At 66.9% G+C, this 21,815-nt stretch carries 21 protein-coding genes, 1 tRNA gene and 1 pseudogene; 13 read left to right on the forward strand and 10 right to left on the reverse strand.

The annotated features are described in order from the left end of the window. The 3 genes from VGS97_RS27300 to VGS97_RS27310 form a co-directional block, all read left to right on the forward strand. On the forward strand, positions 1-364 hold a 364-nt coding region (locus VGS97_RS27300), incomplete at its 5' end, for a peptide-methionine (S)-S-oxide reductase (protein WP_326856540.1). Positions 365-470: 106 nt separating this feature from the next. Beyond that, positions 471-677, forward strand: a complete 207-nt coding sequence (locus VGS97_RS27305) for a hypothetical protein (RefSeq protein WP_326856541.1) — start codon at positions 471-473, stop codon at positions 675-677. After that, complete coding sequence (locus tag VGS97_RS27310) at positions 668-1,087, forward strand: PIN domain nuclease (protein WP_326856542.1); 420 nt, start codon at positions 668-670, stop codon at positions 1,085-1,087. The genes VGS97_RS27305 and VGS97_RS27310 overlap by 10 nt, the downstream gene beginning before the upstream one ends. Before the next feature lie 181 nt (positions 1,088-1,268). On the opposite strand, the gene VGS97_RS27315 is transcribed toward VGS97_RS27310, so the two are convergent. Continuing rightward, positions 1,269-3,209, reverse strand: a complete 1,941-nt coding sequence (locus VGS97_RS27315; RefSeq protein ID WP_326856543.1) for a protein kinase domain-containing protein — start codon at positions 3,207-3,209, stop codon at positions 1,269-1,271. Positions 3,210-3,656: 447 nt separating this feature from the next. Further along, a pseudogene (locus VGS97_RS27320) lies at positions 3,657-4,015 on the reverse strand (nucleotide pyrophosphohydrolase). Between the two features lie 270 nt (positions 4,016-4,285). Here VGS97_RS27320 and VGS97_RS27325 point away from each other — a divergent pair. From VGS97_RS27325 to VGS97_RS27335, 3 genes are all read left to right on the forward strand, one after another. Next, positions 4,286-4,669: a hypothetical protein gene (locus VGS97_RS27325; RefSeq protein ID WP_326856545.1), complete on the forward strand. Its 384-nt coding sequence runs from the start codon at positions 4,286-4,288 to the stop codon at positions 4,667-4,669. Positions 4,670-4,800: 131 nt separating this feature from the next. Then, on the forward strand, positions 4,801-5,118 hold the full coding sequence (locus VGS97_RS27330) for a hypothetical protein (protein ID WP_326856546.1): 318 nt from the start codon (positions 4,801-4,803) through the stop codon (positions 5,116-5,118). A 183-nt stretch (positions 5,119-5,301) separates the two neighbouring features. Beyond that, complete coding sequence (locus tag VGS97_RS27335; protein ID WP_326856547.1) at positions 5,302-5,742, forward strand: STAS-like domain-containing protein; 441 nt, start codon at positions 5,302-5,304, stop codon at positions 5,740-5,742. An 88-nt stretch (positions 5,743-5,830) separates the two neighbouring features. Here the strand turns inward: VGS97_RS27335 and VGS97_RS27340 are convergent, their stop codons facing one another. Next, a complete protein-coding gene (locus tag VGS97_RS27340) occupies positions 5,831-6,091 on the reverse strand; it encodes a hypothetical protein (protein ID WP_326856548.1) in 261 nt (86 codons plus the stop codon). Between the two features lie 522 nt (positions 6,092-6,613). Between VGS97_RS27340 and VGS97_RS27345 the strand changes: the two genes are divergently transcribed. Beyond that, complete coding sequence (locus VGS97_RS27345) at positions 6,614-7,621, forward strand: ADP-ribosylglycohydrolase family protein (RefSeq protein ID WP_326856549.1); 1,008 nt, start codon at positions 6,614-6,616, stop codon at positions 7,619-7,621. 90 nt (positions 7,622-7,711) lie between these two features. On the opposite strand, the gene VGS97_RS27350 is transcribed toward VGS97_RS27345, so the two are convergent. From VGS97_RS27350 to VGS97_RS27370, 5 genes are all read right to left on the reverse strand, one after another. Beyond that, complete coding sequence (locus tag VGS97_RS27350; RefSeq protein ID WP_326856550.1) at positions 7,712-8,563, reverse strand: DUF72 domain-containing protein; 852 nt, start codon at positions 8,561-8,563, stop codon at positions 7,712-7,714. Between the two features lie 45 nt (positions 8,564-8,608). Beyond that, positions 8,609-10,804, reverse strand: coding sequence for a protein kinase domain-containing protein (locus VGS97_RS27355; protein ID WP_326856551.1), 2,196 nt, complete (start codon positions 10,802-10,804; stop codon positions 8,609-8,611). Then, complete coding sequence (locus tag VGS97_RS27360) at positions 10,801-11,622, reverse strand: hypothetical protein (RefSeq protein WP_326856552.1); 822 nt, start codon at positions 11,620-11,622, stop codon at positions 10,801-10,803. The genes VGS97_RS27355 and VGS97_RS27360 overlap by 4 nt, the downstream gene beginning before the upstream one ends. Further along, positions 11,603-12,445 (reverse strand): vWA domain-containing protein, encoded by an 843-nt coding sequence (locus VGS97_RS27365; protein WP_326856553.1) that lies wholly within the window; start codon positions 12,443-12,445, stop codon positions 11,603-11,605. Before VGS97_RS27365 ends, VGS97_RS27360 begins: the two co-directional genes overlap by 20 nt. Positions 12,446-12,605: 160 nt before the next feature. Beyond that, positions 12,606-13,559 carry an SGNH/GDSL hydrolase family protein gene (locus VGS97_RS27370; protein ID WP_326856554.1) on the reverse strand — a complete coding sequence of 318 codons (954 nt, stop codon included), beginning with the start codon at positions 13,557-13,559 and terminating at the stop codon, positions 12,606-12,608. Between the two features lie 274 nt (positions 13,560-13,833). Between VGS97_RS27370 and VGS97_RS27375 the strand changes: the two genes are divergently transcribed. Next, a complete protein-coding gene (locus VGS97_RS27375; RefSeq protein WP_326856555.1) occupies positions 13,834-15,144 on the forward strand; it encodes a low temperature requirement protein A in 1,311 nt (436 codons plus the stop codon). 165 nt (positions 15,145-15,309) lie between these two features. On the opposite strand, the gene VGS97_RS27380 is transcribed toward VGS97_RS27375, so the two are convergent. Next, positions 15,310-16,698 carry a cystathionine beta-synthase gene (locus tag VGS97_RS27380; protein ID WP_326856556.1) on the reverse strand — a complete coding sequence of 463 codons (1,389 nt, stop codon included), beginning with the start codon at positions 16,696-16,698 and terminating at the stop codon, positions 15,310-15,312. A gap of 178 nt (positions 16,699-16,876) precedes the next feature. Here VGS97_RS27380 and VGS97_RS27385 point away from each other — a divergent pair, with 178 nt between their 5' ends. Both VGS97_RS27385 and VGS97_RS27390 read left to right on the forward strand, forming a co-directional pair. After that, on the forward strand, positions 16,877-17,968 hold the full coding sequence (locus VGS97_RS27385) for an SGNH/GDSL hydrolase family protein (protein ID WP_326856557.1): 1,092 nt from the start codon (positions 16,877-16,879) through the stop codon (positions 17,966-17,968). Between the two features lie 85 nt (positions 17,969-18,053). Beyond that, positions 18,054-19,274, forward strand: a complete 1,221-nt coding sequence (locus VGS97_RS27390) for an acetyl-CoA C-acetyltransferase (protein WP_326856558.1) — start codon at positions 18,054-18,056, stop codon at positions 19,272-19,274. Positions 19,275-19,342: 68 nt separating this feature from the next. Here the strand turns inward: VGS97_RS27390 and VGS97_RS27395 are convergent, their stop codons facing one another. Next, a complete protein-coding gene (locus VGS97_RS27395) occupies positions 19,343-19,750 on the reverse strand; it encodes a hypothetical protein (protein ID WP_326856559.1) in 408 nt (135 codons plus the stop codon). 466 nt (positions 19,751-20,216) lie between these two features. Here VGS97_RS27395 and VGS97_RS27400 point away from each other — a divergent pair, with 466 nt between their 5' ends. The 3 genes from VGS97_RS27400 to VGS97_RS27410 form a co-directional block, all read left to right on the forward strand. After that, complete coding sequence (locus tag VGS97_RS27400; protein ID WP_326856560.1) at positions 20,217-20,447, forward strand: DUF4287 domain-containing protein; 231 nt, start codon at positions 20,217-20,219, stop codon at positions 20,445-20,447. Positions 20,448-20,682: 235 nt separating this feature from the next. Continuing rightward, positions 20,683-20,765 (forward strand) — tRNA-Leu (locus VGS97_RS27405). Positions 20,766-21,207: 442 nt separating this feature from the next. Further along, on the forward strand, positions 21,208-21,815 hold a 608-nt coding region (locus tag VGS97_RS27410; protein ID WP_326856561.1), incomplete at its 3' end, for a sterol desaturase family protein.

Raw genomic sequence — 21,815 nt, forward strand, 5'->3', positions numbered from 1 at the left:
CTGGGAGTCGCACGACCCCACGCAGGGCAACCGCCAGGGCAACGACGTGGGCACGCAGTATCGCTCCGTCATCCAGTACTTCACCGACGATCAGCGCCGCGCCGCCGAAGCCAGCCGCACCGCCTACCAGGCCGTCCTCACCGCCGCCGGCTACGGCAAGATCACCACGAGCATCGAGCCCGCCACCGAGTTCTACTACGCCGAGGACTACCACCAGCAGTACCTCTCCGACGCCAAGAACCCCGACGGCTACTGCGGCTTGGGTGGCACCGGTGTCAACATAAGTGACCCTGGCGAAGACGCCTGGGGCTCCTGCCCCACCGGCCTTTTGACCACGGAAGGCGGCACGGTGGCGTCGGGCTGACACGGCTCGACCAGCGTTGGATATCCAAAATATCGGCAACATGATATCCATCAGGGGCAGGGACTGCTATCCTGAGACCGTTCTCGTCGATGTTTGGAGGGCGGCCGTGGCGAAGACCAGCGTGGAGATTGATCAGGACAAGCTGAACCGCGCGCGCGAGATCCTGGGCACCGCGTCTATCCGAGACACGATCGAGGCGGCGTTCCGTGAGGTGATAAGAGTCGCCGCCGTTCGCGATCTTGTCGCTCTGGCCGAGGACGGCGCGTTCGGCGCGCTGCTGGAGCCGGACGCCGAGGACAAGCTGTGGGGCTGACCGGCTACCTAGCCGACAAGAGCGCCCTAGCCCGGCTACACCTGCCAGCGGTCCGGGACGTTCTCGTCCCGCTCATGGAGCGCGGCCACGTCTGGATTTGCGGCGTCACCGAACTCGAAATGCTCTACTCAGCGCGCAACATCGACGAACGCGCGCGGATGCGCGCCCAACTCGAAGCCTCCCTCAACCGCGCCACCGAACCCGAGAACCTGTGGGCCCTGGCCGCAGAGATTCAGGAAGCTTTGACCGAGAAGGGCCAGCACCGCTCCGCCTCCGTCGCCGATCTCATCGTCGCCGCGACCGCGCGTGCCGCAAAGCTCACGGTGCTGCACTACGACAACGACTTCGACACCATCGCCGACTTCACCGACCAGCCGACCCAATGGATTGTCCCTGCGGGCACGGTCTGACGACCATACTTGGGCGCGGCGTATACGGGAGACTCGGCGGTACCGGGCTCGTCGGCTTCGTCAACGTGGAGTCGCCGACGCCGCGTACGCCATGCTGTGCGCCACGGCCGAACGCGGCTTCGCGGTGCGGTTGCATGGAAACGGATCAGAGCCGCGAACTAATAGCAGTTCACCCTGCCAGTCAGCTAACCCGGCCGCCACCGTACCAGAGCTGTCCGGTGTCGGCGGCGTTACAGCTTGGGGTCATTTCGCCGTTGAAGACGTATTCCAGGCAAGTGCCCGGGTAGTCCGCATTTTCGAGAGAGCCACCCTGGGCGGTATGTGTGCCGATCCTCCAGTGCTGGCCGCCGTCCCGCCCACAGGGGAAAAGGATCGTGTAGTTGCTGCCCTGTCCGGTCAGGCAGTCGCCGTCCGCGAGATTCACGATCTCGAAGGTGCTTCCCGAGTACACGGCCTTCCAGCCCTCGCTGCCCGTCGAGGTGGAGCAGGCGGCCGGGCCCAGGCCGGCGTAGGAACCGGCGCTGCTCAGGCATTGGCCCGAGGCGACGTTCTTGAGCAGACTGCTGATGCTCGAAACCACTGCCGGGTCGCTCGACACACTGGTGTGCGTAGCAGGGGCCGAACTGGCTGCGGGGATTGCCCCGGTCAGTCCCTCGCTGCCCACTGAGGGGGCCGTGGACGCGTCTGGGGCACCGCCGCCGGGGGCCGCGTCCGAGCTCGGCGAGCCAGACGGGCTGGGCAAGGAACTGTGGCCCACCGCGCCAGACACGCCTGACTTGACGGTCGCGCTGGCGGACGTTTTTGGGCCGCCTGATGCATGAGGGGCGCTGGCGAACGGGAGTGGAACCATGGCAAGAGTCGCGCCTGTCCCAACCGCCAAGACCAGCGGCAACAGGAGTACCACCATCCTCCGCGGACGGCGACGCGAGCGGGGATCATCCGGCTGAGCGCTGGCCGACGACGTGCCCGGCCCGGCCCCTCCGGCTGCACCCGGGCGCCCGGCGGCCCGGATGGTTTCGGCCTCCACTGACGCGCGCGGAGCCGACACGGCGGCGGCCAAGCCTGGGCGACCGCCCGCCTCATGCGCCGTCGCATCCAGCTCGTGGACGGGTGCGGCATCGGCGAAGGCACGGCGCACCGCGATGCGAACCGCCACGTGTTCCGGCCAGACCGGCACGCCCGGCATCGCCCGCTTCGCAACCGCCTCGGCCAGCGTGCCCGTGGCAGGGCGGGCGAGCGGCTCCTTGGCGAGGCAGGATTCGACGATGTCCGCGAGCGCGGGATCGAGCTCGCGCAACGCACCGAGATCAGGCTGTTGGTGCACGATACGGTAGAGCACGTCCATCGATCCGTCGCCGAACGGCGGCTGTCCGGTGGCCGCGAAGGAAATCACCCCGCCAAGAGAGAAGACGTCCGCCGCTGGCGTCAACTGCCTTATCCCGCTGGCCTGCTCTGGAGACATGTAGGCGGGCGTGCCTATCACCTTGCCAGTGGTGGTCACCTGACTCTGGTCCACCGCGCGCGCCACACCGAAGTCGATGAGCGTCACCCCGTCGGCTGTGAGCATCACGTTGGAGGGCTTGAGATCCCGGTGCACCAACTCAAGCCGACTCAGGACATTGAGCCGTGCGGCCAACTCCCGTAGCAGTCCCCATACGGTCTCCACGGGCAGGCGCCCACCGGCCAGATGGACCGCTTCGTGCAGGGTGACGCCCGGGATGTACTCGGTGGCAAACCACGGCGGACGCGCGGTGCGGTTGCTCGCGAGCAGTCGGGCGCTCACTCCCGTGGGCAGCCGGGCCTGGTTGTCGAGTTCCTGGCCGAAGCGTATTAGGAAGCTGTTATCGGTTGCGAGAGCGGGCAGCACCCGCTTGACCGCGGCATAGCCGTCGGGCGTCAGCCCCAGGAAGACCCGGCCCATGCCACCGGAACCGAGTACCCCGCGCAACTGGATCTCGCCGACGCGCCGCGGATCGCCCTCGTCAAGAGGCTCGACCCCGATCATGGCGGTATCGAAGCCCACACCGACGCGACTATCCGCGCCCGGATCCGTCATGCGGCGCACTTTACCAACTCCCGCCGGATGCACAGATGAAAAGGCCCTGAGAAACGTTACCAGCACTGGTAAACCGTATATGACGTGCAGAACTACCATCAGCAGCACCTAAGCGACGCCAAGAACCCCGACGACTACTGTGGCTTCGACAGCGCCGGTATCAATGCAAATGACCCTGGCGAAGACGCCCGGGGGTCGTGCCTCACCGGTCTGATCTGACTGAATTCCGCCTTGGTCGGCGTGGCGCTCCGACGAGCGGAAGCGAGGAGATGTGCCGCGTACTCGGCGTCCACACCGCCCACCGATCAAGGACCATGAGAAGCGGAGCGGGCAGGGATTTTAGTCCGAGTTACGCCATATATGCGAGGAATCGCCGCCCTACCCGGATGGCTACGCAAAATTCACCATCTCCATCGGCGGCGGAAATGGATGTACAGCTTCGGGGTCGACCTCTTCGCCTCGCAACACGGCGAGGGCTCCCCGGCGCAATGACGAACCGACGGAGTGACCCGATCACCGCCTCGTCGCACGCGAGCTCGCGCTCGCGGACGGCGGGAAACGTGAGTCGTTGCGGTCGATCTTCTCCGCCAGCGCCGCAATCGGGTCGACGCCGCACGCGGAGGCGATCTGCAGGAGGTAGGCCAGCACGTCGGCGATCTCGTCACGGACCCGGAACGCCGTCTGCGGGTCGGCCATCACCTCGACAGACTCTTGCGGCGTGAGCCACTGGAAGATTTCCGCGAGTTCTGCCGCCTCCACCACCAGCGCAGTCGCCAGGTTCTTGGGCGTGTGGAACCGCCCCAGTCCCTCGCCTCAGCGAATTCGAGCAGTCTGGAGGTCAGCGCGGACAGGTCGGAAGTGCTATCGGCCATGGTGCGGTTGTACCAAAGCCAACGACGGCACGCGGCAGCGGCCAGCCCGTAACGAGACTGCTGATATCCTTTCCAGCCACTTGGTTTCGTCCGTTTTCGGCGGTCCGACGGGCTTCTGCGCCATCGCGGCAGACACGCCCCCACCCGCACGAGTTCCTTCGTGTGTCTGGGGTCTCATCCGTCATGTGGCTGCACCGCGCTTCGGCGCAGAGCATCGCGAGCGATCCGTACCTGCTGCCGAATCTGGGGACCGACTATTAGTCGGGGCACGTGAACCGGAAAGCGGCCAGTCCGGGCGATGTCACCGCGTGGCGGCGCAGCGTCACCGCTCTGGCGCAGGAACTGCGGGACTGCGGTTTGGGCCACGTGTACATGTTCATCGAGTACGATCTCGACCCCGCTCGCACCGGCGAGCCGTCGGCGCCGATCGACGCGCTGCTCGCCGGAACAAGCCCTGGCACCGGCGAACCGAGCTATCTCGCCGTCGAATTGAAGCAGTGGTCGAGCGTCGGAGCAGTCGACGGCAAGCCCTCGAAGGTCCGGGTGCCGCAGTACGACAAACCCAAGGCCCACCAACGGCACGTTACCAGCAACTGCCTAAGGCACTCGGCACGCGCAGGAGCGCATTCGCAGAAATCTACACCCCGGGTGTAAGTTTTTCCCGGAAACCTGCACCAGGAGTGTAGATTTTGCGAGGAGACAGCATGGCCGAGACACCAGACCGCTTGGTCCGGATCGCTGACGTCGCGTAAGAACTGGGACTTTCCGCAAGCCGCGTACGACAGTTGGCAGACAGCGAGGCCATCCCTTCGTCGCGGACGAGCAGCGGCCATCGGCTTTTCGACATCGCAGCGGTGCGAGCAGCAATCGCACGTCGGGATTTGTCAGCCGGGATGTCACCAACCGCCAGGCTGAACGCGCCAACCTGGCAGCATGAGTTGACCTTGCTAGGCCTGGCCGAGCACGAGGTATGGCACCGAGTTGTTGATGATCTCCGGCTCGACGTTGACACTGACGCGAGGAAGATCGCGGCATACGCGTTCATGGAGACGCTGAACAACGCGATCGACCATTCGGCCAGCAATACTGTACTCATCGCCTGATGGACGAGCCCTGAACAATGGACCTTCGAGATCCGGGACCATGGGCTCGGCGCATATACGAACCTGCTGGCCGGACTGCGTCTGGGAAGCGAATTCGAAGCCGTCCAGGAGCTTTCGAAGGGGAAACGGACCACCGACCCAACCCGGCACACCGGCGAAAGGATCTTCTTCACGTCGAAGATCGTGGACTTCTTCCAGCTGACGTCCTCAGGCGTGCGCTGGACGGTGGACAACCTCCGTCATGACGTCGCACTCGGTGCCATACCGCCGACACCGGGGACGTCAGTACTCTGCCAAATCGATCCACAGACCGACCGGGTGATCGCTGAGGTCTTCCGCCAGTTCACCGATGATCACGTGTTCGTGAGAACGCGGCCGATCGTCAAACTCTTCGAGATCAGAACAGCGTTTGTCTCCCGAAGCGAGGCCCGTCGTCTCCTGGACGGCCTGGAAGCGGATTTCGAAACAGTCGAAGTCGACTTCACAGGCATCACGGATGTCGGCCAGGGCTTCGTCGACGAACTCCTTCGCGTTTGGCCGACTACGCACCCCGGCAAAACCGTCCTCCCCATCAACATGAACCCGGCCGTCGAGTTCATGATCAGACGAGGCTTATCGCGATGAATAGTGCGGCTTGGGTGGCACGCGAATCGCCCGTCCGGTCAATCTGGCCGAAGCAGAGTGACCAAACTGTGACACATCACTCGACAAGTCAGAGCAATCCGGTAACGATTTGTGCAAGTTCCAGCGCCTCTGTCACGACACCAATGACGAAATGCTCTGCAGCGACTTCGTTGAAAGGCTCGCGGAGTTTATGGCCGTTGAGTCCGAGAAATAGCCAGGCAACGTTTAACGTCAACCACTTGTTGCCATCAACCAGGGCGCGGCCACGGCCGAGAGACTCCATGAGCACGGCAGCAGTGTCCCAGATCGTGGGATAAGCGTCCTGGCCGAATACAGTCGTCTTGGGCATGCCGCAACAGACACGAGTAAGCCAACGGCGCGGATCTGCATCTCGCTGACGACAACACGCCGCGCAACCTCAAGAAGATCATCAATCGTCAGGTAGTCGATCACTGAGTGAGCAATGTGGAGCGCAGATATCAGTACCGGATCTGGGAGACTACTTCGCACGTCTTCTTCGTGCCGCTCGGGTCCACGACCGGCGAATGTGTTCTGTGCTTGACTTGCGAGTCAGCGTTCAGACTCGAGTGCCTCGACGAGAACCCCACAGCGACCTGCGATGAACTGATCATGGCAGTACCGATGACAGTCGCGCATGCGAACCTGCGGTTCAGGCCACGAACAGCAGTCCTGGCACCCGCGTACGAAGAGCCAGGGGACGTACTCGCACGCACCGGCTATTCCGGGTCGCCAGAGATGGCGCTTGCGCGAGGGCGCGGCCCACGCCCTCCCCGCAGACACTGACTCGACGGCGCCGATGCACATGTCTGCCTCGCCGTGCAGAATCGGTACCCGTCGAAAGGATAAGGCGATGAGCAACCAGCGACGTGCGAGCGGCTGCATGTTCGGTTTGGCGTACGGCGACGCGTTGGGGCGGCACACGGAGTTCAAACGCTATGACGAGATAGTCGCGATCTACGGCCCGGCTGGACCGCGCCGTCTGCAAGGTGATCCCGCGTTGGTGACAGATGACACGCAGATGACGCTGTGTGTCGCGGACGCGCTGCTGGCCGTTGGCGAGCAGGATTCCCTGACTGCGGCGCGGTTGGAGCCGCAGTTGCGCAAGCGCTTCTCGGAGTGGGCGGTGAGCCCTGAAAACAATCGGGCGCCGGGCATGACGTGTCTGCGGGCGATCGGTCGACTCGCCGAGGACGCGCCGTGGATCGAAGCGAGCGAGCATGGCTCCAAGGGCTGCGGCGCGAACATGAGGGTCGCACCGGCGGGCCTCGCGCCGGATCTCAGCGACGAGACCCGCGCGGCCATCGCCCAGTTCCAAGCTGCGCTCACCCATGGTCACCCCACGGCGCTGGCAGCCAGCGAGTTGACCGCATTCGCTGTGCACTGGTTGCGTTCCGGCCTATCGCTTACAGATCTTCCTGCCGCGCTACGCGAGCGATGCCACGATCAGCGCGGCACGTATCACGAGGACTGGCTCGGGAGCCTGTGGCAGCGGCCCGGCGTGGAGAGTCCCCAGCAGTTCATCGCTCGCGGCTGGGATGAGTGCATCGCGGCGCTGGACCGACTCAACGCCGCGCTGGCAGAGCCGGACAACGGCGGCGACCCGTGTCTTGCCACCGGCGAAGGCTGGATCGCTGAAGAGGCGCTCGCCACAGCCGTCTTCTGCACGCTGCTGCATACGGATGATCCACTCGCCGTTCTCGGCCGGGCAGCGGCTACGTCCGGTGACTCGGACTCGATTGCGTGCTTGGCCGGCGCATTCGTCGGCGCGGCATACGGGTCTGACGCATGGCCGAGCAGTTGGGCAGAACAGATCGAATACGCCGCCGATTTGGAACGGATCGGCCGCGCATGGGATTGATTCCCACTGCGTAGCAACGCTTCCCCTCGCGGGCAGTTGGGCGAGCTGAAGCCAAGCGTCAGAGTCAGCGTCAGTAATCAGTAACAGAAGTCAGAAGAGCGTCAGCGGGCCTGCGGGGACCGGCTCCGGAAGCGGCTCGACTTCGGGTAGGCGGGCACGCACGTCGTCATGGAATCGGTGCGCGAGGGCGAGTGCGTCGTCGTTGTCGGGCGTGTGGACGAACACGGTCGGTGAACGACCCTCGCGCAGCCAATCGACGACCGTGTCGATCCAGTGCTGCCAGCCTTCGACGGTACGTTCAGCGTCGTCACGTCCGATGTAGCGGACGATCGGATAGTCGGTCAGGGCACGCGATCGGCGCGGCAGGCGCGGTTTCTTTCGCCACGCCTCCCGTTCGGCTTCGGTGGTCGGCGCAGTCTCGAACAGTACGGTCGTATCGAAAGTCACCCATTCGGCGCCCACCTCGCCGAGGACGTCTTCAAGCCGCCGCTCCCACCGCTCGTCCTCGAAGAACGCGCGGTGGCGGACCTCGACGGCATATCGATGCGCCCGGGGCAAGCGGCGCAGGAACGTCGCGAGAGCGTCGAGGTCACCGGGGACGAAGGACGGCGGCAGCTGGATCCACAAGGCGTGGGTGCGCGGACCGAGGGGCTCGATCGCGGACAGGAATCCGCTCAGCGGGGCGTCGACCTCGGTGAGGCGGCGCTCGTGCGTGACCGGCTTCGGAAGTTTCGGCAGGAAGCGGAAATCGTCAGGGGTCTGCTTGGCCCACGACTCGACCGTCTCGCGGGACGGCGTCGCGTAGAAGGTCGTGTTGCCCTCCACGGCGTTGCACCAGGCCGCGTAGGAACGCAGGCGGTCCCGCGGCGGCAGGGGATTGGGCAGCTGGCGGCCCTGCCAGGCCGCATGTGTCCACATCGCGCATCCGACGTGGAGTTTCATAGGGCGAGCTTATCGAATCGAGCACGCGGCGATCGACGCATGCCGTCAGGGGCGGCCGAACGTCAGGGCGATCAGATATCTGCGAAAGCGCACCGCCTTGTACGCGTCGAGAGCACGCTGCTGCGCGCTCAGCCGACGCTGCGCGTCCGCGACGGCGTCACGGTACAGCGCGCAGTCACGATCGATCGCCGCGACCGCCGTGGCATGGGACGACCGTGCGCTCTGCTCGTCGGCGGTGAGGGCCTCGCGCTGCGCCTGGGTCTGTTCGAGCGCTGTCCTGCGCTGGACGTCGGCCGCGGACTTGACCGAGCCTTCGCGTGCTGCGATGCCGGCCTGACGCAGCGCGACCTCGGCATCGACCTGCGCGCGGATCGGAGCCGTGAGCTGCGCGGGCATCTGCGCACGTGCCCGGCTGACCAAGCCGTCGTGCCAGAGCGCCAGGTTCTGCGCCCGGGACTGCTCAACCTGGCTGACCATCAGCGCACGGCCATCGCGGTGCAGGATCTGGACCGTGGCCGACTGGCCGAAACCGCCGTGGACGCGGATGCCGTGGAAGTCAGCGGCCGTACGTATACCGACCGCCTCCAGTTCGGCGACCACCGCACGGCCGATGCCGTGAATCTGCGCGCTGTCGATCCGGTGGTGAGCGAGTTCCATTCCGACGTGCCGCTCCTCCACGGCCGCAGTCCGGCGACCGAGCTCAGCGCTGCGCCACGCCTGTAAGTTCGTACGCTCACGCACGAGCGCGGCCAACTCCTGGTCACGCCAGCCGTCGATCCTCGCGTACTCCTCGACCGACTCACGGTCTATCTGCACCCTGCGATCGGCGAGCGCGCTCAATTCGCGCTGGTAGCCGTCGATGCCTTCCTGCCTCGCGGCAAGCTGCCAGCGCAGCTGCGCGGCGAGATGCTTCTCGTGTGCACGCGCGGCGCGCACCGACACACGCCGGTCACGGCCCGCCCGCGCTTCCGGAAGCCGCAGGAAACTGATCCACCACGACACCGACACGACGGCGACGACCGCGACCGTTTCGGCGATCGCGGATACCGACGATACGAGCACCGCTGCGGCGATCGACACGCTGGCAACGAGAACACTTACATACCAGGCCCAGCGCGCGGTCAGCGACGGTCGTGCCAGTCGCACCGGCGGTGCGGGGGGCAGATGGTCATCAAGCCAGCTCCCTGACACGCTGGACGCATCGACCTGGCTTTGACCCGACGCGGCGGATCCGTCGGCCGCGTCGCGGATCGACGCCTCTGCCTCTGTATCAGACGCCTCGGCATCGCTCGTCGCCGCCGTCGATGTGATGCGCTTGCGCGTTCGCACATTCGCCGACCCCGGCATGTCCAGCGGCGGGATCGCGTCGAGCGGTCTGCGTGCCATCTCGGTCAGATCCGCCACCCCGGCGCGCAGTGCCGAGTTGACGTTCGCGAGCGACTGTGGGTTCGGGGATGCGGCGAGGTCTTCGAGGTCGTACTTCTGTAGCAACAGGTACTCGCCGCCGGGCTTGTGCAACCGTTGCCACAGCGTCGGATCGACAGCCAGCGCTGCCAGCGAGAGGTGGATGACCCGCGCCGAGAACCGGTCGAGCCAGGGCCCGTAGTCCGCGGCGGCGCGGCGGGGGTGCTGGTAGTTGGGCTGGCCGAGTTCCATCGCGGGGCGCTCGCGCAGTGCGGGCACGTACATGCCGTCGTAGTCGATCAGCTTGAGTTCACCGCGCGCGGTGACGAGCAGGTTGCCGTGCTGAAGGTCTCCGTGCGCGATTCCGGCGGCTTCGAGGCCGGCGACCAGTTCGGCAAAGCCGTCGGCGAGGCGGCCGAACGCGGGACGGTCGCCCAGCCGCAGCCGGTCCTCGATCCAGGAGATCAGCTGCTGCGCCTCGATCCACTCCATCACCAGCACCGGGTACCGCCTGCCGAGCACCAGCACGCCGGATTCGACGTACCGGAACTCGACCTTCCATCGCGCGGGCACATCGCGCAGCGCGGCCCCGATCTCACGGAACCGCGCCTGTTGGTCGGGGACGTCGCGGGTGAAGCACTTGATCGCGAGTCTGCGTCCTGTCGTCGTGTCGGCGGTGAAGACGCTGGCGAAGTTCCCTGAGATCGGCCTTGGCAGTCCGAACCGGTCGGTTCGGATGACGCATCCGACGAGTTCGGGGTCTGTGAAGCAACGCCGCGTGTCCTGCAACGCGTCGACGTACGCGCCACTCGTCGGGAAGGTCGCGGTCGAAGTCACGCGGGCTCCAGCAGGCAGCGGACGATCGTGACGTCGTCGTTGCGGATGCGGTGCGCGGCGCGCAGTTCGCCCAGCCACACACCGGGAGCGTCGAAGGCCTCGTCGATCTGCCGCCACGGCTGTCTGTCGGCTTCGTCCTCCGCGAGGAACCACTGAGCGGCAGCATCGGTGGCCAGGTAGAAGACGTCGCCGGGCAGCCAGTTGCCGTGCCGTGTCACGGTACGCAGTTCGATCAGGTCCCGGTCCGGATTCCGAGTGCCGGCCAGGTGCGGCGACGAGTCGAACTGCGCGGCCGACTCCAGCGGGAACGCCGCAGTCAGCTGCGAATCACGTACCTGGAACCCGCAGGAGTCGCCGAGCGCAGCCGCGCTCCACGCGCCACCCCCGGAGTACACAGTGCCTGATTCGCTTTGGAACGATATGCCCAGCACTGTTGCGTAAGCACCCTGTTCGAGCTTCGGCTCCTCGTACCACGCGACCGGGCGCCCGGACCGCTCTCGCCGTCGCACGTATCGGTCGACGTACGCGGGCCACCGCGCGGCAGCCGCACAGACGCGCTCGGCGAAGACGGCCGCGTCCAACTCACGTCCGGCCGCGTCGCTCACCGACCTGGCCAGCATCCTCGCCCACGCACCCGCGAGCATGCTCTCCGACGCGCCGTCGGCCACGGCTACCGTGCAGCCGGTGACCGCCGAAGCGCCGTCGCCCGGCACCGCGCAGGCGTCTTCGTACTCGGACTTACTCGATCCGGCCTTCGGCTCCCGCAGGACGGCGCAGCGTAGCCGCACGTCCTCGGCCTCAACGCAGGTCGGTTGCACGGGTGCCGATGTCGAGGAACTGGACGACGGATGTGATGTCGGCGTTGAAGACGAAGCCGCGACTGCCCTCCGAGACCGCAACACCCTGACTCGTCGCGTACGCGCGCATGTGCGGAGGCAGCGGGGATGACATGCCGAACAGCAGCTGCGCGAAGTCGTCCGGCAGCCCAGTTTCGGCCGCAGGGAAGACGATCGGAGCTGCGTGGCCGCCGCTGACGTGCAGATTGAACAGCAGCACTGGACCGTCTGCGGTCGCCAGCGCGCGCAGGCGCGACGCGGGCTCGGAGGGATCGCCGTCGGTGGACTCGCCATCCGTCAGGTTGATCACGATGGGTGGGAAGCAGCCGGGCCGCTCGGACACCCAGCGCTCGACGAGCGCGACCGCTTGGCCGAGCGCCTGCGCCATCGGCGTGCCGCCGTTGGCCACCGGATCGACCCACACCGGGAAGCGCGCGCTGGTCTCCACCAGGCCGCCCGCCCCGTCCGGCACCTTCTTCGCGCGCTCCTCGACCCGCAGCGGATTGTCCGCGACCTGGCTCAGCGGCACGAGGTCGCGACCGGAAAGCGCGCCGCCGAAGGCCGAGCCGACCCGCGCGCCGTAGCCGAGCACCGCGACGTGGAAGTAGTCGCGGACGCCCTCCTCCTTGGCGCACTTGAGCGACAGCTCGAACAGCAGCCGGTTCAGCGCGTCGGCGACCGCGTCGGCCTTGCGCTTCGGCGCGTCGCCGACGGCGGCGACCGGATCCGCCATCGAGGTGGATTGGTCCAGCAGGAAGACGAAACAGGTCGGATTGGCCCGGCTGATCTCCACGCAATACGCCATCCGGCGTCCCCTCCCTGGTCAGGAGTCTGACTGCTTTCCGATCCTAACCCCGCGGCGCCCACCGGTCGACGAAGTCGGCGAACACGCCCATCACAAGGGTGAGCCGCGAGCTCGCGTGCGGGCGAACGCCGTCAAGGCTCGCGGCTCAGAACCAGAGCGATCAGCGGTCCACGACGTCCGCGAACGCCTCCGCGATCTGCTCGTATCCGTCCTTGTTCGCGTGAATGTTGGGTCCGACCGGCGCCGGAGCGCACATCCACGTCCACTGGCACACCAGCGCGACGTTCAGCGGCACCTGCACAGTCGGGGTGAGCTGGACGAGCGGGGTGAACTGCGTGCTGTGGAAGACCCCGGAGACGTCGACGACGGGGATGCCGAACGCGCCGTAGGCCTGCCCCAGGATTCCGTTGAGCTGCGCCTGCAACTGCACGGACGCGACCGCCTGCTGCTGGCCGGCGGGACCTGTGAGCCAGAGCGCGAGGAAGGGGTTGTAGTAGTTCATCGCGGCGAACTCGACGTGGTCGCCTGCGGCCGCCGTCAACGCGCCGAGGATCTTCGGCAGGTCACTGGCCGCGGTCGTGAGTCCGGCCGCGACGCATGCGATGTTGATACCCGATGCGTTCGTGCAGCCATCGACGTTGTTCGCACCGATGTCGATGGTGAGCAGGATGTGCGCGTGGGGGTGCTCCGTAAGGAACGCGACCGCAGCGCCCACCTGATCTGCGTAGCTGTGCGGGAACGGGCAACCGCCGACCACCATCGTGGTCGTCGTTTCGCCGGGGCAGCCGAGGTCGACGAACGTCAGGTGCCGGTTCCGCTCGCGCAGATGCGCGGCCAGGTCGTCGGCGTACCCCTCCGAGGTCGGCAGGCTCACGCCGGCGGCGTTCGGCTGCACGCCCACGGCGAGCGAGTCGCCGAGCGCGAGGTAATAGTCGAACTTTTCCTGGTGCCGATCACGGTCGCCGCCGTGATCGGACGTGTTCGTCGTCGCGCCTGACACACTCGTGCCGACGCTGTCTGTCCCGGCTGCACCCTGCCCGGCCGCCGCCGGACCGCCGACCGCGAGCGCGGCCGCGAGCATGCCGGTGAGCACGATGAATCGCCGATGATTCACGCCTGCCCTCTCCTGAATCCCTGAATGTCCTGAAGCCCGACTGAGCGCCCGACGGCGCCCACGTAACGCGCAGGTTACTGACAAGTACTAGGCAAAGGGAATAGCAGGAGGACGCGGCGCCGCGGCACACCGGAGATATCCCGGATGTCCCACCACCGCGCAGCGCCACACTCGAACCCTTAGTCACTGTTTGCCGTGAAACGGACGCGCCCGACCGGGTCACTCACCCGCAAACCCGCTGCCGTCACTCACCAGCGTGGGTTAATCTGCGCCAGTGAGCGAGGTCCGGCACACGGAGCGCCAACCCGGGGCCGACGTACGCCCGAAAGGCGGCAAAGTCCCGCTGATATCACCCCCATCCCCACCCTCAACCTCAATCTCACCCCCATCCCCGCCAACAACCACCCCCACACCACCGCCCACGCCCGCCCTCCCGCCGAACAGCACGGTCTCGCACGGCCAACGGGTCAGCTGGGCCGAACTGTTCTTCGACCTCGTCTTCGTCTTCGCCGTCACCCAGGTCGCCGCCGCCGCGCAGAACTCCTCCTCCGCGGTCGCCGTCGGGCGCGCGCTGGTGCTCTTTGTACCGTTCTGGTGGGCGTGGGTCGGCGTGTCCATCCTGTACAACGGGGTCGAACTCGTCTCCGCCCGGCGGCACCTGAAGGTCTTCGCACTCGGGCTCGGCGCGTTCGTCATGTCGATCGCGGTCCCGGACGCGTACGGGCAGCGCGGCCAGGTTTTCGCGTTCGCGTACCTGAGCATCAGGCTCCTGCTGGCGTGGGCGATCTGGCGGCGCGGTTTCTTCCACGACCCGCTCAATCCGTACACGGTCTCGGCCGCGGTCAGCGCCCCGCTGATCGTCGTCGGCTCGTTCGCCGCGCTGAACGCCCGCGGCTGGATCTGGCTGGCCGCCGCAGTGATCGAGCTGGCCAGTCCGTCGCTGCTGCGTCACCGCATCGACGACCTGCGTTTCGACTCCTCGCACCTGCCGGAGCGCTTCGGCCTGTTCGTCCTGATCGCGCTCGGCGAGGTGCTGGTCGGCGTCGGCGTACAGGAATCCCGCGAAGGCCTGAGCGGAATCGCGCTGACCACGCTCGTCCTCGCGTTCGTGTTCAGCTGCGCGCTGTGGTGGACCTACTTCCACTTCGCCGCCCCGGCGCTCGAACACGCGCTGCGTGAGGCGCGCGTCCAGTCCGTACTGGTGCGCTCCGTCTTCAGCCATGGCCACCTCGCGATGGTCACGGGCCTGATCCTGATCGCCGCCGGGCTGTCCCAGGCGGTGCGTACCCCACTGGGGCACCCGAACGGCGTACACGCGTACTTCCTGGCCGCCGGAACCGCTCTCTACGTGCTCACCTTCTGCTACACCAGAGCGCGGATGTTCGGCGGGATGGGCGTAGCGAGGCTGGTCGCCGGACTGGTCGCCGCGGCGCTGGCGGGCCTCGGTCCGTTCGCCCCGGCGATCGCCACCCTCGCCATCCTGGTCACGCTGCTGCTTGCGCTCAACATCTTCGAGGCATGGTGGGTCGCCTCAAACCGCAACCTTCTGGTCATCCGCACCGGACGCGGCGCAATCGACGCCTGAACCGCAGCATCAGCACAAACGTCGCGCTCCGACGCCTCTCCCCGCCACCACCCACCCACACCAACCCTGACACCACGGCCAACGCCAACGCCCCTGCCGACGTCAACGTCAACGTCGACGCCACCGCCAACGTCACCGCCACCACCAACGTCACTGTCGACGCCGTCAGCTCCTGCCCCCACCCGTGCTGCCCGCCAGGAACGCCAGCAGGTCCTGCCGCGACACCACGGTGCGCGGCTTGCCCTCTATCAGCACCACGGCCGCGTCGGCCTTCTCCAGCACGGACATCAGGGCGCTGATCGGCTCGCCCGACCCCACCTGCGGCAGCGGCCCGGACTTGTGCTCCTCCAGCGGATCGCCAAGCTGCGCACGCCCCGTGAACAGCGCGTCCAGCAGGTCTCGTTCGACGATCGAGCCCACGATCTCGGCAGCCATGACCGGCGGCTCCTCCTTGACCAGCGGCATCTGGCTTACGCCGTACTCGCGCAGGGTCTCGATCGCCTGGCCGACAGTCTCGTGCGGGTGCATATGGACCAGATCCGGCAGCGTTTCACCCTTGCGGGCCAACACGTCGGCAACGGTCGACTCCGGCGACGACGGAGTCAGAAAGCCGTAGTCCGCCATCCAGTCGTCATTGAAGATCTTCGACAAGTAACCGCGGCCCGAGTCCGGTAGGAGCACGACCACCACGTCGTCCGCAGTCAGCCGCCGCGCGTAACGCAGTGCCGCGACCACAGCCATCCCGCACGACCCGCCAACCAGCAGCCCCTCCTCGCGGGCCAACCGCCGCGTCATGACGAACGAGTCCTTGTCCGAGACCGCGATCACCTCGTCGGCCACCGACCGGTCGTAGCACTCCGGCCAGAAGTCCTCGCCGACGCCCTCGACCAGATACGGCCGCCCGGTGCCGCCCGAGTACACCGACCCCTCCGGATCGGCCCCGATGATTTTCACCCGTCCATCGGACACATCCTTGAGGTACCGGCCCGTCCCACTGATAGTCCCCCCCGTACCCACACCGGCGATGAACGCCGTCACTCGTCCGCCGGTCTGCTCCCACACCTCTGGGCCAGTCGAGTGATAGTGCGAGAGTGGATTATTCGGATTGGAGTACTGGTCCGGCTTCCACGCGTTCGGGATCTCCCGCACCAGCCGGTCCGAGACGTTGTAGTACGAGTCCGGATGCTCCGGCGCGACGGCGGTCGGGCAGACCACGACCTCGGCGCCATACGCCCGCAGCACGTTGATCTTGTCCTGGGAGACCTTGTCCGGGCACACGAACACGCACCGATAGCCCCGCCGCTGCGCCACCATCGCCAGCCCCACACCGGTGTTTCCGCTGGTCGGCTCCACGATCGTGCCGCCCGGCTTCAACTCCCCGGAAGACTCGGCGGCCTCGATCATGCGTAGCGCGATCCGGTCCTTGACCGAACCGCCGGGATTCACGTACTCGACCTTCGCCAGGACGGTGGCGGCTATACCGTGAGTGACCGAGTTGAGCTTGACCAGCGGTGTGTTGCCGACCAAGTCGACGACCGATTCGACGTAGCGCATCGGGAGCCTTTCGAGCCGTCGCACCTTTTGGGCGCGATCAAGAGCGGGAACGATGCCACCAGGTTAGGTGTTGGCGAACAGAAATCCGCCGTCTGGACACCTGTAGCCGGTATTCTCCTGTACTGGGCCTTACATATGTCGAGCCCGCGGGGGTAGCAAGTCGGTAGGAGGCCGGAGCATGGCCGTGTTGAGAACGAAGCGGGTGGTGGCCGCCGCGGCGGTCGGCGGGGGCGGGCTGACGGTACTGACCGGCGCATCAATCGGCCTGGTGATGGCCGAGGCGAAGCTGGCGCGCAAGGCGATCGGGCACACCGTGGACGCCCCGCCGCGCGCCGACGGCCTATTCGGCGAGCACCTAGCCCGTGTGAGCAGCACTTACGACACTCACCCCACCACCCTCGGCGCCAGCACCAGCACCCACCCCAACACCGCCTCCAGCACCAAATCCACCGCCGGCAGCATCACAAACGGCACCACGGACACCGTCGCCCCCACACACACGCACCCCACCGCCTCCGCTCCCGTCCCTAGCCCCGTCCCCACCCCCGCACACGCACACGCACACGCACCCGAACGCCCGCTCCGTTTCGCCATCCTCGGCGACTCCACCGCAGCCGGCTACGGAGTCGAACACGCCGACCAGACCCCCGGTGCCCTGCTCGCCGCAGCCCTCGCCGCACACGCCGGCCGACCGTTGCTGCTCGCGAACGTCGCCCGCATCGGCGCCCTCTCCGAGCAACTCTGCGAGCAGATCGACGCACTACTCGCGGACGGCCCCGAAAACGCGCCGCAAGTAGCCGCAATCATGATCGGCACGAACGACGTGACCAACCGCGCCTCACTCACCGAGGCGGCCGAGCAACTCGGCGAGGCGGTCACCAGATTGCGCGCCGTCGGCTGCCAAGTGGTCACTGGCACGTGCCCCGACCTGGGAACCATCCGTCCGATACAGGTTCCGCTGCGCTGGCTCGCCCGCCGCTGGAGCCGCCGCCTCGCCACGCTCCAAGCGCGCGCGGTGCACGACGCCGGAGGCCGCTCGGTCCCGATAGGAGCGCTGCTTGGCCCGGAGTTCGCGGCCCGCGCCGAACTGTTCGGCCCGGACCGTTTTCACCCTTCCGCCGAGGGCTACGCCACTGCCGCCGCAGCCATGCTGCCCGCGCTGGCCGCCGCCGTCTGGCAGCTCACTCGCGCCATGCCCACGCCACCCCAAACGTCGACCCCCGCACCCACTACTCCCCCCGCTCACTCCCCCACCCTTACCCGCCAGTAACATATCCGGTAGCGTCTCCTCCACCCGACAGCGAAGCCGCCGCTCAACGGAGCCACGAGCTACACGCAGGAGCTAGGAGCTACCCATGGCTGAGGCAGTGATCGTCGCCACCGCACGTACGCCGATCGGACGTGCGGGCAAGGGCTCACTCAAGGAACTACGCCCGGACGACCTCGCCGTCGCCGCCGTACACGCCGCGCTGGACAAGGTCCCACAGCTCGACCCGCACGAGATCGACGACCTGATGCTCGGCTGCGGACTGCCCGGCGGCGCGTCCGGATTCAACATGGGCCGCGCCGTCGCCGTGCTACTGGGCTACGACTTCCTGCCGGGCACGACCATCACGCGGTACTGCGCCTCATCGCTCCAGACGACCCGCATGGCGATGCACGCGATCCGCTCCGGCGAAGGCGACGTGTTCATCTCGGCAGGAGTCGAGAGCGTTTCCAGCTACGCCCTCGGCAGCTCCGACTCGCTGCCCGGCACCCAAAACCCGCTGTTCGCCGAGGCCACAGCCCGCACCGCACACCGTGCCGAAGCAGGCGCCCCGACGTGGACCGATCCCCGAGACGACGGCAAGATCCCCGACGTCTACATCGCCATGGGCCAGACCGCCGAGAACCTGGCCCAGATCAAGGGCGTCACCCGCCGCGACCAGGACGAGTTCGGCGTCCGGTCGCAGAACCTGGCCGAGAAGGCGATCGCCGACGGCTTCTGGCAGCGCGAGATCACCCCGGTCACGCTGCCCGACGGCAGCGTCGTCGCGAAGGACGACGGGCCGCGCCCCGGCGTGACGACGGAGGGCGTCACGGCACTGAACCCGGTCTTCCGCCCTGACGGCACCGTGACTGCGGGCAACTGCTGCCCACTCAACGACGGCGCCGCAGCCGTGATCGTCATGTCCGAAACCAAGGCCAAGCAGCTGGGCATCACCCCCCTCGCGCGCGTCGTCTCCACCGGCCTCACAGCCCTCTCTCCCGAGATCATGGGCCTGGGCCCGGTCGAGGCGTCCCGAAAAGCCCTCGCAAACGCCAAGATGTCCATCAACGACATCGACCTGGTCGAGATCAACGAGGCGTTCGCGGCACAGGTGATCCCGTCCTATCGCGACCTCGGCATCGACATAGACCGCCTCAATGTCAACGGCGGCGCCATCGCCGTCGGCCACCCCTTCGGCATGACCGGCGCCCGGATCACCACCACACTCATCAACTCACTGCAATGGCACGACAAGCAGTTCGGCCTAGAGACCATGTGCGTCGGCGGAGGCCAGGGCATGGCCCTAATCCTCGAACGCCTCTCCTAACCGTCCGCCGCACGAACCCGGAACACGGACGCCAATAACGGAGACGACGAGGACGGCGAAAACGGGGATCACCGCCCGGCGACCGCCCTCAGCGCACTCGCCTCACGCACCGCCACCGCCACCAACTCCCCCGCCGTAACGCGCGCGCCCTCCGCCGTCCACACCAACTCGTCGAGGTCGGCCAAGCTCTCAATCCCGGCGGCCAGATCGTGCCCTACCACCGCGATCTGGTCGCCGACGACGAAATGCCCGTCGAACGGCAGGCGCCGCCAAGCCGGCGGCACGTCCCGTACCCGCTCCTCAACCCCCTGCCCGAACGTGGCGAGCAACGCGGCAAAGCGATGACCAGCCTCCGCGCGGGAGCGCCCATCCGGAAGCCGACCGAGCAGTTTCGACTCCGGCAGCGCGCGGTACATGGCGGAAAGGCGCGCGACAGCCTGCGTCAGCGAGTCAGTGCGGTGGCCGGTATCGATCACCCATCCAGGCTACGGTCTCGGCCGGAGCGCCTCCACTTCGCCACCAGGCGCCACATGTGTTCCCAGATTGATGAGCTCTCGTCCAACATCAGTCGACAATCACCCGAAAAGAACTAGGCCCGCAGGGGTTGCCTCACCCATCCGAGTCAGGCACAGTCGAAGTCACGGAGCGGTCACGCGACAGCGTCAGTGCCACGTACGCCGCGTACACGTACACGGGTGCGTACAAGCACAAGCAGAGACCAAAGTCCAAAGTCCAAGACAAAAATCGGCGACCCTCAGCAAATTCACTCAGCCGTAGGCATAGCCGTAGCCACAGCCAAAGCAGTCCGCGCCTTCCGCTCCCAAGCCAAAGCCGAGGTCCACGCACTCATCGTCGGTCCCGAAGCCCAGCGTCAGCCCGGCCAGTTGGTCGACGAGCCGTCCACCCTCTCAATTCAGCCGTACCGACCCCGGGAGACGCCAAATGTCGCTGCACCACTCGGAACAGACCCACCGGAACCTGCTCGCCCGACTCCCCGAGGCCACGGGCCGCGCCCTCACCGACTGGTTCCACGAGGTCGAAGCCGGGCCGGCGCTCCTGCGCTTCGACGAGCGCGTGAACTGGCTGCGCGCCGAATACAACCTCTCCCACGGCTTCGCCACAGCGATCATCCACGAGCACGACGTCCGCCGCGCCAACCGCGCCTTCGCCTGACTCGCCCCTCCCCTGGCCCTAACGGCCCTGGCTCTGCCTTGCCCAGCCCCGGCCCGCCCTACCGGTAAACGCCGCAGGCCCAGGCCCACCTAATCAGCGAGCTCTCGTATCAACGCCCCAAGCCGGTGCCTCACACCCCCGCGCCGTCCACCGCGAACGCGACCCGCAAGCCCCCAAACGCGCGTCAGACCACCGGCAGCAGCCGCTACGCTGTCCGCGTGCGCTTCAAGCGCGCGCCCGGATGGCGGAATGGCAGACGCAGGGAGCTTAAACCTCCCGGACCGAAGGGTCATACGGGTTCGACCCCCGTTCCGGGCACGGGCTTCGACCTGCGACTTCCAAGTCAAAGTCCAGACTTAAGCAAGATCAACTAGGTCGCGTGGTCTCAACTGTGGTCTCAACTCCGCCACAGGACCTTCGCGATCCGGTCGGCGGCGTCGCGCGTGAGCCGACTCGTCACGTGGGTGTAGCGCTTCGTTACGGCGAGCGTGGAGTGCCCCAAGATCTCTTGGACCTTGCTGCTCACGCCCGCGTAGCTCTTGATCCGTAGGGTGGTCGCGATGCTGCTGTCGTTGCCGTTCGCGTCACGCCGGAGATCTCGTTTTGGTCGACCAGAATCTCTTCGAGGCCGTAGGTCGTTTCGCTGCCGATGGAGATGCCGTGCGTGCCGGAGCAACGGCCGCGTCGCGTCTATGGGCCTTACCGGGTCGTTGGCCGGCACCCCTTTCGGAGTGGTTAACTCGCCGGTAACATCCGCCGCATGGTGGACCTCACAACGCTGGCGATCCCGGCGTATATCGTGCTCATGGCGGTCGAGGTGGCCTCCTACCGGTTCCTGCCGGACGAGGCCGAGCCGGGTTACCAGGTGCGCGACACCGCGACCAGCCTGGCGATGGGCCTCGGCAGCATCGCGGCCAATCTCGGCTGGAACGCCCTGACCCTCGGCACGCTCGTGTTCTTCGCGCGGCTCACTCCGCTGCACGCCTCGGCGGCTTGGTGGAGTTGGATCCTGCTGTTCGTGCTGGACGATGTGCGCTACTACTGGGCGCACCGGGCCGACCATCGGATCCGGATCCTGTGGGCCAGCCACGTGAACCATCATTCGAGCCGGCATTTCAACCTGTCCACCGCGCTGCGCCAGCCGTGGACCGGCATCGGCACCATGCCGCTGAGCATCCCGCTGGTGCTGCTCGGCTACCGGCCCGCGATGCTCTTCACGGTGCAGGCCGTGAATCTGCTCTACCAGTTCTGGATCCACACCGGGCGGATCGACAAGCTGTGGCGGCCGATCGAGTTGGTCATGAACACTCCATCGCACCACCGCGTGCACCACGGTTCGAACCCGCAGTACCTGGACAAGAACTTCGG

The sequence above is a fragment of the Actinocrinis sp. genome (genome assembly GCF_035946395.1).
Taxonomy (GTDB): Bacteria; Actinomycetota; Actinomycetes; order Streptomycetales; family Catenulisporaceae; genus Actinocrinis.

What these genes read in the sequence shown, in the direction of transcription:
- VGS97_RS27400 (WP_326856560.1), top strand. Translation starts at nt 20,217, where the DNA reads ATGTCGCTGCACCACTCGGAACAGACCCACCGGAACCTGCTCGCCCGA.
- VGS97_RS27390 (WP_326856558.1), top strand. Translation starts at nt 18,054, where the DNA reads ATGGCTGAGGCAGTGATCGTCGCCACCGCACGTACGCCGATCGGACGT.
- VGS97_RS27345 (WP_326856549.1), top strand. Translation starts at nt 6,614, where the DNA reads ATGAGCAACCAGCGACGTGCGAGCGGCTGCATGTTCGGTTTGGCGTAC.
- VGS97_RS27365 (WP_326856553.1), bottom strand. Translation starts at nt 12,445, where the DNA reads ATGGCGTATTGCGTGGAGATCAGCCGGGCCAATCCGACCTGTTTCGTC.
- VGS97_RS27385 (WP_326856557.1), top strand. Translation starts at nt 16,877, where the DNA reads ATGGCCGTGTTGAGAACGAAGCGGGTGGTGGCCGCCGCGGCGGTCGGC.
- VGS97_RS27340 (WP_326856548.1), bottom strand. Translation starts at nt 6,091, where the DNA reads ATGCCCAAGACGACTGTATTCGGCCAGGACGCTTATCCCACGATCTGG.
- VGS97_RS27380 (WP_326856556.1), bottom strand. Translation starts at nt 16,698, where the DNA reads ATGCGCTACGTCGAATCGGTCGTCGACTTGGTCGGCAACACACCGCTG.
- VGS97_RS27350 (WP_326856550.1), bottom strand. Translation starts at nt 8,563, where the DNA reads ATGAAACTCCACGTCGGATGCGCGATGTGGACACATGCGGCCTGGCAG.